Source organism: Sulfitobacter maritimus, assembly GCF_013346665.1.
Taxonomy (GTDB): domain Bacteria; phylum Pseudomonadota; class Alphaproteobacteria; order Rhodobacterales; family Rhodobacteraceae; genus Sulfitobacter; species Sulfitobacter maritimus.
Window position 1 is genome coordinate 601029 of the sequence record NZ_JABVBB010000021.1, and the last position, 12322, is coordinate 613350.

At 60.6% G+C, this 12322-nt stretch carries 12 protein-coding genes and 1 tRNA gene; 4 read left to right on the forward strand and 9 right to left on the reverse strand.

Annotated elements, in window-relative coordinates; genetic code table 11:
* Nucleotides 1-10 precede the first annotated feature (10 nt).
* Nucleotides 11-463 carry a homoprotocatechuate degradation operon regulator HpaR gene (hpaR, locus tag HTT03_RS04935; protein WP_174858741.1) on the reverse strand — a complete coding sequence of 151 codons (453 nt, stop codon included), beginning with the start codon at nt 461-463 and terminating at the stop codon, nt 11-13.
* A 173-nt stretch (nt 464-636) separates the two neighbouring features.
* Between hpaR and HTT03_RS04940 the strand changes: the two genes are divergently transcribed.
* Nucleotides 637-2055, forward strand: a complete 1419-nt coding sequence (locus HTT03_RS04940; protein WP_174858742.1) for a pyridoxal phosphate-dependent decarboxylase family protein — start codon at nt 637-639, stop codon at nt 2053-2055.
* Here HTT03_RS04940 and HTT03_RS04945 read toward each other — a convergent pair.
* Nucleotides 2045-2920 (reverse strand): hypothetical protein, encoded by an 876-nt coding sequence (locus tag HTT03_RS04945; RefSeq protein ID WP_174858743.1) that lies wholly within the window; start codon nt 2918-2920, stop codon nt 2045-2047. The genes HTT03_RS04940 and HTT03_RS04945 overlap by 11 nt on opposite strands.
* Before the next feature lie 127 nt (nt 2921-3047).
* Here HTT03_RS04945 and HTT03_RS04950 point away from each other — a divergent pair.
* From HTT03_RS04950 to cueR, 3 genes are all read left to right on the forward strand, one after another.
* Nucleotides 3048-3123 (forward strand) — tRNA-Thr (locus tag HTT03_RS04950).
* 193 nt (nt 3124-3316) lie between these two features.
* Entirely contained in the window at nt 3317-5818 is a 2502-nt protein-coding gene (locus tag HTT03_RS04955; RefSeq protein ID WP_174858744.1) for a heavy metal translocating P-type ATPase, read from the forward strand.
* A 9-nt stretch (nt 5819-5827) separates the two neighbouring features.
* Nucleotides 5828-6235, forward strand: a complete 408-nt coding sequence (cueR, locus tag HTT03_RS04960) for a Cu(I)-responsive transcriptional regulator (protein WP_174858745.1) — start codon at nt 5828-5830, stop codon at nt 6233-6235.
* Between the two features lie 44 nt (nt 6236-6279).
* On the opposite strand, the gene choV is transcribed toward cueR, so the two are convergent.
* The 7 genes from choV to HTT03_RS04995 form a co-directional block, all read right to left on the reverse strand.
* On the reverse strand, nt 6280-7305 hold the full coding sequence (choV, locus tag HTT03_RS04965; RefSeq protein ID WP_174858746.1) for a choline ABC transporter ATP-binding protein: 1026 nt from the start codon (nt 7303-7305) through the stop codon (nt 6280-6282).
* On the reverse strand, nt 7302-8135 hold the full coding sequence (gene choW, locus HTT03_RS04970) for a choline ABC transporter permease subunit (RefSeq protein WP_174858747.1): 834 nt from the start codon (nt 8133-8135) through the stop codon (nt 7302-7304). Before choW ends, choV begins: the two co-directional genes overlap by 4 nt.
* A gap of 85 nt (nt 8136-8220) precedes the next feature.
* A complete protein-coding gene (locus tag HTT03_RS04975; protein WP_174858748.1) occupies nt 8221-9141 on the reverse strand; it encodes a choline ABC transporter substrate-binding protein in 921 nt (306 codons plus the stop codon).
* Between the two features lie 130 nt (nt 9142-9271).
* Complete coding sequence (locus HTT03_RS04980; protein ID WP_174858749.1) at nt 9272-10984, reverse strand: caspase family protein; 1713 nt, start codon at nt 10982-10984, stop codon at nt 9272-9274.
* A 164-nt stretch (nt 10985-11148) separates the two neighbouring features.
* Entirely contained in the window at nt 11149-11541 is a 393-nt protein-coding gene (locus tag HTT03_RS04985; RefSeq protein WP_174858750.1) for a Na+/H+ antiporter subunit G, read from the reverse strand.
* A complete protein-coding gene (locus HTT03_RS04990) occupies nt 11538-11825 on the reverse strand; it encodes a K+/H+ antiporter subunit F (RefSeq protein WP_174858751.1) in 288 nt (95 codons plus the stop codon). The genes HTT03_RS04985 and HTT03_RS04990 overlap by 4 nt, the downstream gene beginning before the upstream one ends.
* The gene (locus HTT03_RS04995; RefSeq protein ID WP_174858752.1) at nt 11822-12322 is read right to left on the reverse strand and encodes a Na+/H+ antiporter subunit E; all 501 of its coding nucleotides are present in this window, start codon (nt 12320-12322) and stop codon (nt 11822-11824) included. Before HTT03_RS04995 ends, HTT03_RS04990 begins: the two co-directional genes overlap by 4 nt.

Genomic DNA, 12322 nt, shown 5'->3' on the forward strand with positions numbered 1-12322 from the left:
GCCCTGCCCGTCAGTCTTTTTTGCGCATATCCAGTGCCACGAGGTCTTCGAGCATATCGAGCAGGTTTTCCATCCGCTCCTTGCCAAACCGCGCTTCGAAATCGGCAAAAAGTGCTGCGGCATCCTCGGCATGGTCTTGCAGTATCTGACAGCCCTTGTCGGTCACCGTCACGATAGATTTACGCCCATCGTTTGGATCGCTGGACCGGGTCAGCAGCCCTTCCTCCTCCATCGCACGCAGCATCCGAGTGAGGCTGGGCAACAGCAGGCAGGTGGCATGAGCAAGCGCGGTTTGCTCCATCGGGCCGGATTCGTCCAACACGCGGATCACGCGGAACTTCTGCTCTGAGATGCCGCTTTCGTTCAGGATTTCGCGGATCGGACCCATCACTCGTTCGCGCGCGCGCAGCAAAGCAATCGGCAAAGATCGGGCCGTGCGGCGCAGTGGGGGTTGGGTGACCATTCTTGACGGGCTCCTGATCGCTACTTAACAAGTCAAACGTCGCCCTAAAGGGCGCGATGTCAAAAGCATAGCCTTTGTGCGCGCAATCTTGAAGAGCGGATGCAGACAGTAAGATCAGGGAGCGGAAATAAGATGAGGCAAAAGCGACGGACGGTCTGGCGTGAGGGTCTGCGATGAATTGGGAAGAGTTCCGCCATTGGGGCCGCCGCGCTGCGGATTGGGCCGCAGACTATCACGCAGGGCTGCGCAAACGGCCGGTGCGCGCGCAGGTCGCCCCCGGCGCGATCCTATCGGCCCTGCCCGACGCGCCGCCCGAAGCTGCCGAGGCGATGCAGGCGATTTTCGATGATTTCGAGCAGACCATCATGCCCGGCATGACTCATTGGCAGCATCCCCGATTCTTTGCCTATTTCCCGGCCAATGCCGCCCCCGTATCGGTGCTGGCGGAGTATTTCGTCTCGGCCATTGCGGCGCAATGTATGCTCTGGCAGACCTCGCCTGCCGCGACAGAGCTGGAAACGCGGGTTTGCGACTGGATGCGTCAGGCGGTGGGCTTGCCGGATGGCTTTACCGGGGTGATCCAAGACAGTGCCAGTTCCGCCACGCTTTGCGCCGTGCTGACCATGCGCGAACGGGCTTTGGACTGGCAGGGCAACAAGGCGGGGCTGTCTGACCACCCCCGGCTGCGGATCTATTGCTCGGCAGAGGTACATACCTCCATCGACCGCGCGATTTGGATCGCGGGGATTGGCGAAGGCAACCTGATCCGCATCCCCACCCACGGCCCTCATCGCGCGATGGACCCAGAGGCGCTGCAGGCGGCCATTGCCGCGGACCGCGCCGCAGGTCATCTGCCTGCGGGCATCATCGCCTGCACCGGCGGCACCAGCGCAGGGGCCAGCGACGACATCGGCGCTGTGATGGATGTGGCGGAGGTCGAGGGGCTCTATACCCATGTGGATGCCGCTTGGGCCGGGTCCGCGATGATCTGCCCTGAGTTTCGCACTCTCTGGGCTGGGGTCGAGCGCGCGGATTCTGTGGTCCTGAACCCGCATAAATGGCTGGGCGCACAGTTCGATTGCACCACGCATTTCCTGCGTGATCCTGAGGATCTGGTGCGCACCTTAGCGATCCAGCCGGAATACCTCAAAACGCACGGCGCGGACGGCGTTGTGAATTACTCTGAATGGTCGGTCCCGCTGGGCCGACGCTTCCGGGCGCTGAAATTGTGGTTCCTCATCCGGGCGCATGGGCTGGAAGGGCTACGCGATATGATCCGCAATCATGTGACATGGGCACAAGACCTCGCCGTACGGCTGGACAAGACCAATGGGTTTGAGATCGTGACCGCGCCGATGCTGTCGCTCTTTACCTTTCGCCACGCGCCTGCCGGGGTGCAAGACCTTGACCAGCATAACCAAGACCTCGTCAATCGCATCAATGCCGACGGGCGGATTTATCTGACCCAAACACGGATTGATGGCGCGTTGGTAATCCGCTTTCAGGCAGGTGCCTTCACCGCCACGGCGGAGGATGTGGACATGGCTTATGACGTGATCACTGAACTGGCAGAGGTCTCCGCTAAGGCGTGATCAACGTCACACCGGAAATGGCGCGGATGGCCTCAACATCCGCGTCATAAGTTGCGGTCATCTCAGTCACCAATTCTTCGGTCCAACCGGGCATGTCGATCTCTTGCTCGATCTCTTCTTCAAGCGCGAATTTATCAAGGAACGCTGTGATCACACGCCGCTTTTGCGCTTCTGACATTTCAGGGTGCGCATGCAGATAGGCCCGAAACCGCTGCATCCCTTCGGCTGACATGATCGTGTGGAGCAGGTCAAACCCGCCCTTAATCTTGCTCTCTGGCGCAAGTCCGGCCATCTCGCGGATCACCTGCGCCCAAATCAACGGTGCGTCCTCATTGCACCAGACGGTGATCGGGATTTCCGGCGCTGTCTCACGCATTTGCGCAATGGTTTCAGACCAACGCAGATCCTCTGGCCCCCTGCCCCCCCAGCATCCTTCCGCGCTTTGATCCGCCGCTTTTTCGAAGAGGATCGGCACCAGCGACGCAGGGTTGCGGATCGCCATAAAGACGCGAATCTCATCCTCGGGAAACAGCCGCGCCATGCGCCGCATTCGGATCGGGGCTGCGGGATAGAGCATCCCGTGGCGCAGTCCCGTAGCGGGCGAGCGGAAGAAGTTAGCGTCAGACAAGATCACCCGCTCCGCCCGGCCCTCATCGAGAATCGCGTCAAGCAACACATCCCGCGCAACCTCCGAAGGCTCGGTCTTGTGCATCGCGTTCAGCGTGTCCCGAAACAGGGTTCGATAGGTGCTCGGCCCGGGCACACGCACACCCGCTTCGGCAAACTTATCCTGATTTTGCAGCAAACATTTTAACAGTCGTTCGTCTTCTGTAAAATGAACGCCAGTATGCAAAACGAGCTGCATGATAATCCGATCAACTGTCAAAACCTGACGGCTAAATAGCCCGTCCGGCGGTCCGTGTAAAATCCGAAAGAAAACCGCATTTCCCCTCTTGCACCCCCGCGTGGGTTTCTCTAAATGAGCCTCCAGTGCCCCTATAGCTCAGCTGGTAGAGCAACTGATTTGTAATCAGTAGGTCCGCGGTTCGAGTCCGTGTGGGGGCACCACTTCCTTCCTGTTACTTTTGGTATTCGGTGGTTTTCCACCCTAATCCGCGCTGTATGTGTGTCAGTGCGAAGGGATGTTGCGGCAAACCTTTCCGGCCTCATCTATCGTCTCAAATAAAATCCCCATTTCTCCCTTGACCCTCCAGTGACTGGAAGCCCCATCTTAAGAGCAACTTAACCAAAGGGGCCAAAGATGACCGACGAGACAGCACTGAGATTCGGTGTGGAAAACATGAGCTGCGCGTCTTGTGTAGGGCGGGTCGAAAAGGTGCTCGGTGCCGTCGATGGGGTTCGGGCTGCTGAGGTTAACCTTGCGACCGAAACCGTCACGCTTCGAGCGGCACCAGGGCTGGAGACCGCGAAAGTCTCTGACGCGTTGGCGCAGGCAGGCTACCCCGCCCGTCTTGTGACCCGCCGGCTGCAGATCGCGCAGATGACCTGCGCGTCTTGTGTGGGGCGGGTGGAGCGGGCGTTGTCCGCTGTGCCGGGCGTGGTCTCTGTTAACGTCAACCTCGCGACCGAAGAGGCGCAGGTTGAGATGTTTGACCACCCGGATACGCTCGCCGCAGTGCAAACTGCGGCAGCAGCCGCGGGCTATCCGGCCACGGTCGATAGTGGGGATAATAAAGGCGATGCAACTGCCCGGAAGGAGGCCGAAAGCGCACATCTGAAGCGCAATACCATTTTGGCGGCCATTCTGACCCTCCCAGTTTTCATTCTTGAGATGGGGGGCCATCTGATCCCGAGCTTTCACCGTTGGATCAATGCGACCATTGGGATGGAAACCTCTTGGCTCGTTCAATTTGTTCTCACGACTCTCGTGCTTGCCGGACCGGGGCGGCATTTCTACCTCAAGGGCTTGCCGGCGCTGTTCAAAGGTGCGCCGGATATGAATTCGCTGGTGGCGCTTGGGTCCGGGGCGGCGTGGCTCTACTCGGTCACGGCGCTCTTTGCGCCGGCACTGCTGCCCGAAGGCAGCCGCCTCGTCTATTTCGAGGCGGCTGCGGTTATTGTGACGCTGATCCTTCTGGGGCGCTATCTTGAAGCCCGGGCGAAGGGGCGTACCGGGGCCGCGATTGCCAAGCTGATCGGGCTGCGCGCCCGCAGTGCGCGGATCGAGCGCGAGGGCGATATCGTCGAAATCCCCGTCGAGGAGATCGCGGCAGGCGACATCATCCATCTGCGCCCCGGTGAGAAGATCGCCACCGACGGGGTGGTGCAGTCGGGCCAATCCTATGTCGATGAAAGCATGATCACGGGTGAGCCTGTCCCGGTGGAAAAGACCGAAGGCGCTGATGTGGTGGGCGGCACGGTTAATGGCACCGGCAGCCTGACCTTCCGCGCGACCAAAGTGGGCGGTGATACGATGCTTGCCCAGATTATCCGCATGGTCGAAGAGGCGCAGGGCGCGAAGCTGCCCATTCAGGATTTGGTCAATCGCATTACCCTGTGGTTCGTGCCTGCGGTCATCGCTGTGGCGGTGCTGACCTTTGGCGCTTGGTTAGCCTTTGGCCCCTCACTAAGCCACGCGCTGGTGGCTGCCGTGGCCGTGCTGATTATCGCCTGCCCCTGTGCCATGGGACTGGCCACGCCCACGTCGATCATGGTCGGCACCGGACGCGCTGCGCAACTGGGGGTGCTGTTTCGGCGCGGCGATGCCTTGCAGACCCTGCATGGAATCAAAACCGTGGCATTGGACAAGACCGGCACGCTGACCAAAGGCCAGCCGGAACTGACCGACCTGACCCCTTTGAACGGTTTTTCCCAAGACACGCTTTTGCCGCTTATCGGGGCGGTTGAAGCTCGCTCGGAACACCCTATCGCGCAGGCCATTCTGCGACGGGCAGAACGTGCAGGCCCCCTGCCCGATGATATAAGCGATTTCCAGTCGCATACCGGATACGGCGTCAGCGCCGTGGTCGCGGGACATCAGGTGAGCGTGGGGGCGGACCGTCTGATGGAACGCGATGGGATTGATCTGGGCGATGCCGCAGAGATCGGCGCGGCCTTTGGCAAGGCGGGCAAGACCCCGCTGTTTGCCGCCGTCGACGGCAAGCTTGCCGCCGTCATAGCCGTGGCCGATCCGGTGAAACAGGGCACGCCCGAGGCCATCAAGGCGCTGCACGATCTGGGGCTCAAGGTAGCGATGATCACCGGCGACAATCAAGGAACGGCAGATGCCATTGCCGCTGATCTGGGGATCGACCGGGTGGTGGCCGAAGTCTTGCCTGACGGCAAGGTCGCGGCCATCGACAGGTTGAAGGGCGAAGCGGGGCCGGTGGCCTTTGTCGGCGACGGGATCAACGATGCCCCGGCGCTGGCGCAGGCGGATGTGGGGCTTGCCATCGGCACCGGCACGGATGTCGCGATAGAGGCCGCTGACGTGGTGCTGATGTCGGGCGATCTGCGCGGGGTGGTGAGCGCGATTGACGTCAGCCAGCGCAGTATGCGCAACATCCAGCAGAACCTCTTTTGGGCCTTCGGGTACAACGTGCTGCTGATCCCGGTGGCGGCGGGGGCGTTCTATCCGCTGACGGGTTGGCTGCTGTCGCCAGCCTTGGCGGCGGGGGCCATGGCCTTGTCGAGCGTCTTTGTTCTGAGCAACGCGTTGCGCCTACGCTGGATCACCCCACCGCTGGCCGAGAACACAGCGCCGCAGCCTACCCATACCGCCACCCCAGTCGCCGCAGAATAGGAGCGTCAGATGAACATCGGAGAAGTTGCAGAGCGCACCGGCCTGCCCCCCAAGACCATTCGCTATTACGAGGACATCGGGCTGGTCAAACCGTTGCGGGATTCCAACGGCTACCGCGCCTTCCGCGAGAGCGAAATGCACAAGCTTGCCTTTCTAGGCCGCGCAAGGACATTGGGCTTCAGCATTGAAGACTGCCGCAACCTGCTGGCGCTGTGGGAAGACAGCAACCGCGCCAGCGCTGACGTGCGGGCGATTGCAAAGGATCACTTGGCCCAAATCGAAGCCAAGATCCGCGACCTGCAAGAGATGCGTGATACGCTCAGCACCTTGGTTCGGGACTGCGCAGGGGATGATCGGCCCGACTGCCCAATCTTAAAAAGTCTGGGAACCGAGTTCGGCTCTGAACGGCGCTCGTAATCCAGAGCGAGGGGCGGCGTCCATATGGTCCGCCGCCCTGCCTCTCAGGTGTTCGTGGTCAACCGATCCACGATACTATGCGCCGTGACCGTGCCGATCTGGGCGCCTTTTTCCATTACCGCAACCGCCGTATCAGGGTCGCGCAGCCGGTCCATCAGATCACGCACCGGGCTTTCGGCCATGGTCTCGCCTTGGGTGGGGATATCCTCCACCGGTCCCATGACATCGCGCGCGGTAAGCACTTCCAGCGGGTTCATGTTGGCCACGAACTCCGCCACATATTCCGAGGCTGGGTTCGAGAAAATCTCGCGCGGGGTACCGATCTGCACGATGCGGCCGCCTTCCATAATGGCGATGCGTCCGCCTAGTTTGAAGGCTTCGTCAAGGTCGTGGCTGACAAAGATGATCGTGCGGTTCAACTTACGCTGAAGGTCGAGCAATTCGTCCTGCAACCGCGTCCGTATCAGCGGATCAAGCGCCGAGAACGGCTCATCCATCAACAAGATCGGCGCTTCGGTGGCAAAGGCACGGGCAAGGCCCACGCGCTGCTGCATCCCGCCCGACAGCTCGCCCACCTTGCGGTCAGCCCAATCGCTCAAACCTACTAGTTCCAACTGCCGCTCGGCACGCTCCAACCGCTCGGCCTTGGGCACGTTCGACAGTTCCAGCCCAAGCGCCACATTGTCGCGCACCGTCCGCCACGGCAGCAGTCCGAACTGCTGGAACACCATCGAGACACCCTCGCGCCGCACCCGCCGCAACTCGGCGGCGTTGCTGCCATGAATGTCACAAGACCAGCCCTCCGCATGGACATGGACCGTGCCGCGCACCATCGGGTTGAGCCCATTCACCGCCCGCAAAAGCGTCGATTTGCCCGAGCCAGACAGCCCCATCAGCACAAGGATCTCGCCATTCTCAACGCTGAGTGAGCAATCATGCACGCCCAGCACTTGGCCCGTCTCCGCTTCGATCTCGGCGCGGCTTTGGCCCTCGTCCATCAGCGGCAAAGCCTTCTCTGGCTTGTCGCCAAAGACGATGGAAACGTTGTCAAATTCTACTGCTTTACTCATTTCCGTCCCACCCGCAGGATACGGTCGAGCATGATCGCGACGACGACGATCACCAAACCGGATTCAAATCCCAAGCCTGTGTTGACTTGGTTCAAGGCACGCACCACCGGCACGCCCAGCCCGTCTGCGCCGACCAGCGCGGCGATAACCACCATCGACAGCGAGAGCATGATCGTCTGGTTCAACCCAGTCATGATCTGCGGCAAGGCATAGGGCAGTTCGATCTTCCACAGCGTTTGGCGCGGCTTAGCACCAAATGCCTGCGCGGCCTCCAGTAACGCTTTCGGTGTCGAGGAGATGCCAAGTTGCGTGAGCCGGATCGGCGCGGGCAGCACAAAGATCACCGTAGCGATCAGGCCGGGCACCATGCCGATGCCGAAAAACACAATCGCGGGGATCAGATAGACAAAGGTCGGCAGCGTTTGCATCAGGTCCAGCACCGGGGCGACCCAAGCGTAAAGCCGGGGCCGATGTGCCACGGCGATGCCAATCGGCACGCCCACGCCCATACAGACCACACAGGCCGACAGCACCAGCGTCAGGCTCTCGGTGGTCTCTTCCCAATAGTCTTGGTTTAGGATGAACAAAAACCCCAGCACCACGAAGATCACGGTTTTAAAGCTGCGCTGAATGGCAAAGGTAATCACAGCGAAAACGGCGATGATGATCAGCGGATGCGGCGTTTGTAGCACCCATAGGATCGCCTCAATCAGCCACTCCATGGCGTCGGACAGCCCGTCAAAGAACCACGCCCCGTTTATTTGCAGCCAGTCCAGCGCGTCTTCGGCCACCTTGGCCACGGGGATCTTGTTTTCGGTCAGCCAGTCCATGTGAGTCCTTCAGGATTGGAGAGTTGCCCATGAGAATGCCCGCCCCAAAGCGCGGGGGCGGGCCGTTTTCATCATGTCGTTCGGATCACTTCAGCGAAGCGACGGCTTCCATCGCGTCGCCGCCGTCCACGGTGGTTACACCGTCGAGCCAAGTGTCGAGCACTTCGGGGTTTTCCTTGATCCAAGCCGCGGCGGCCTCTTCGGCGTCTTCACCGTCATCAAGGATCGCGCCCATGATCTCGTTCTCCATCTCCAGCGTGAATTCGAGATTGTTCAGGAATTTGCCAAGGTTCGGGCATTCTTCAACAAAACCAGCGCGGGTGTTGGTATAGACCGTGGCACCGCCAAGATCGGGGCCAAAGTAGTCGTCGCCGCCTTCGAGGTAGGTCAGGTCAAAGTTGGCGTTCATTGGGTGCGGTTCCCAGCCAAGGAATACAACGGGCTCCTCCTTGCGCGAGGCGCGTTGAACCTGAGCCAACATGCCCTGCTCGGAGGATTCGACGACTTCGAAATCCTTGAGGTCAAAGGCGTTGTCGTCGATCATCGATTGGATCAGACGGTTGCCGTCGTTGCCCGGCTCAATGCCGTAAATCTTACCGTCCAGTGCATCGGCATTTGCGGCGATGTCGGCGAATGTCTTGATGCCCATGTCGGCGGCGGCTTTGTTCACTGCCAGCGTATATTTCGCGCCTTCAAGGTTCGCGCGCACGGTGTCGACGCTGCCCTCTTCGCGGTACTTTGCAATATCGCCTTCCATCGTGGGCATCCAGTTGCCCAAAAACACGTCAATGTCGCCTGCCGCCATGGAGGTATAGGTCACCGGCACGGCGAGGATTTTGGTCTCGGTGTCATAGCCAAGCGCGTCCAGTACAACGCTGGCAGCGGCTGTGGTGGCCGTGATGTCAGTCCAACCCACGTCAGAGAAGGTGACTTCATTACACTCGGCGGCGGCGAGCGAGGTCGCAGCGGTCATCGCCAAGATGGAAGTCGAGAGTAGTTTTTTCATTGGTGTTCTCCCCAGAGAAGTTTTTATTGACTGATGGGCCAATCAAAAAGCATCAGCCCCGATATTGCAACCGGATTAATTTTTCCAATCTAAAGCAGCGCTTGGATCAATACCAACAGTTTTGCGCTGATCACTCTCGTGTGACCTGCGGCGGGCGCAAGACCGGTGTGACGTTCTCATCCGCACCAGGTTCAGGGGTCGCGTCGGCTGCGGGTTGTTCTGCGTCAGCGGGTTGTTCTGCATCGGCGGGTTCAGGGGACGCGTCCGCTGCAGGTGGTTCGGCGTCAGAGGGTTCGGCGTCAGAGGGTTCGGCGTCAGAGGTCTCACCCTCTGGCGTCTCCGAGGCTTCAGAGGGCGGATCGTCTGCCAAAGTCGCAGGCGCTTCCCCTTCAGAAGCGTTCTCCGCAGCGGTATCGGCAACAGGCACCTCCCCGCCATAGGCGGCCCTAATCCCGGCCTGCGTGCCGGGGCCATAGTCGCCATCAATCGCCCCATCGTAGAACCCCATCTGGGCCAATTTGCGCTGCAAAGCCTTGCGGGTCTCGCTGTTAAACAACGCCGGCTCGTCAACCATAAGGCTAAGCAGCGTCGCATCCCCACCCCGCAGAGCGCGGTAGAGGTAGAGCGCTGCATCCGGTGCGCCGCGCCCTTCCACTTTGCCATCGTCAATCATCGCTGCATAGTTGAACATCGCCGCCGGGTGACGCCGATCAGCGGCGCGGCGGAAGTAGTTGCGGGCAAGGTCGGGATCGGGGCTCTGCCCCAATTCACCTTGCAGATGGATAAAGCCTAGATCGTTTAGTGCCGGGGCAAACCCCTCCTCTGCCGCCTCTTCGTAGAGCGTCAAGGCGCGGGAGGTGTCCTGCGTGACGCCGGTGCCTTCTTCATAGAGCTGCGCCAACAGGTAGCGCGCTTCGGCTGAGCCCGCGTCTGCCAAACGCGTAAGGTCGGCTGCAGCAGCGCTTGGATCATAGCGCGGATCCTCTGGGTCCAGCCGCAGATAGGCCGAGGCCAGCAAGGCCCGCGCATCGCCTTGCCGCGCCAGCGCCATGAGGGCAGCGTCCTGTGTCTCATCCAAGGCTGACCACATGCGGCGCAGAGAGGTGTTGGTAGGCGTTGGCGTGGCCGCGTCACTGCTAGCAAGGAAATAGGGCGTGGCCTTCAGCGCGCCAAACCGGCGCGGCGCGAGGTCGCCGCCGGTGCGGCTGCGCAGATCCGCACGCAGATGATCCAGCGCAACCGAGATTTCGACATCCGGCTCCGAAAACGCTTCAATCAGCGCTTCGACAAAGATCCCCGGCCCCTCGCCTGCGTTGTCGCACGCACCGATGCGGCCCGAGGTTAACACCAACGTCCCAGCACGCGGCTCTGGCGGGGTGAGCGGGGCCACACTGTCCAAGGGCGCGGCTTGGCAACTGTCGAGGATCACGATCCGCATCTGCCGCGCCTTGCCCGCCGCCCGCAACACAGACGGGAGTGCCACTGCCTTTGACCGCAGTGCTTCTGCCGGGGCCAAGGGACCATCTGCCGGGATCAGAAAGTTCTCCCCCCCTGCCGAGAGTCGGTGGCCCGCATAGTAGATCACCGCGATTTCCGCTGTCTCAGCGCGAAAGGCGAAATCGGACAGCGCCTGTTTCATCTCTTCACCGGGGGTGTCGATCAGGGTCGTTACCTCAAACCCTAGATCGTCCAGCGCCGCGCCAAAGGCCCGCGCGTCGGTTCGTGGCCCGTCGAGGTCTTTGGCTTCGGCATAATCACCGATGCCAATCACCAGCGCCGCACGATCCTGTGCCATTGCTGTGAACGGCAGGCAGCAAAGCAATATGATCGAGGCAAAACGCATAGGTGGCTCCTTTCAGTCTCGCGCCGCGGCGGGGGCAATTCTGCCCGGTCAAAGGTTAACCTATGATGTTACTTAATGGTTTCCACCATTCGCACAAAGCAATTCGGCCGAGGTTTCCCCCGGCCGTCTGTCGTAAGTTGTGTTAAACGCCGCGCAGGCGGGCGTCAGGTGTGACGCGCGGTTTCCTCGATCTCACGGTCTTCCTCAGGCACATTGAGCGTGGCCCATGTATCGCCCTCGGGCAAGGCAGGCGGCTGCATGCAATCGCGGCGGTGAATGTTCGCCTTGGCCATAAAGTTCGCTGAGACGGGCGCGGTGACAAAGATAAAGCCCATGATCAGCAATTCATGCAGCGAGCCTTCGCCAACGGTAAAGGAATGGATCATCGCGGCCAAGAGATAGGCCCCGATCCCCAGCGTCCCGGCCTTGGTCGGCGCGTGCAGGCGGGTCATCGGGTCGTTGAGCTTGAGCAAGCCAATGCTTGCCACGATGATAAAAAAACTGCCGATGAACAAAAACACGGCAACAGCGTAGGTGGCGATCAACTCAAGGCTCATTCGATAATATCCCCGCGCAGGACGAACCGGGCGTATGCGACGGTCGAGACAAAGCCCAACATCGCAATGATCAGCGCCGCCTCAAAATAAATCTGCGTGCCTTGCAAGATGCCCAGCAGCACGATCAGACCGATTGCGTTGATAAACATGGTATCGAGCGCCAGAATACGGTCCCCGGTGCCGGGGCCGATCCATAGCCGGATCATCGCCATAAACTGCGCAATGGCCACAAAAACCAGCGCGGCATAGAGCGACAGGGTGAGAAGTTCACTCGCTTGGGTCACAGGAAAATCTCCTTCAGGCGGCGTTCGTACCGGTCTTTGATCTCATCGCGCACGGCGTCTGGGTCATCCGCGTCAAGCGCATGAACCAGCAGGTAGCGCCCGCAATCGGACAGGTCCGCTGACACGGTGCCGGGGGTCAGGGTGATGGTGCCAGCCAGAATGCTGATGGCCTCTGGCTCTTTCAAGTCCAGCGGGATCACGACCCACGCGGGCTTCATACTGTCGTTGGATTTGGTCAGGATGATCCACGCCACTTGAACATTGGCGACGATAATGTCCCACAGTACCAACAGCACATAGGTCAGCATACGCAGGGGGCGGATCCCTTGGGGCCGGTCGGTCCACCAACGGGCAGTCAGGATCGGGATCACGATACCAAGGATCAGCCCAAAGACCACCATCCCCGCGCTCAATTTGTTTTGCAGCAAAATCCAAACAACAGCGAGCAGGATGGTCAAGAACGGGTGCGGCAAGAGCCAGCGGATCGGTCGCATCAT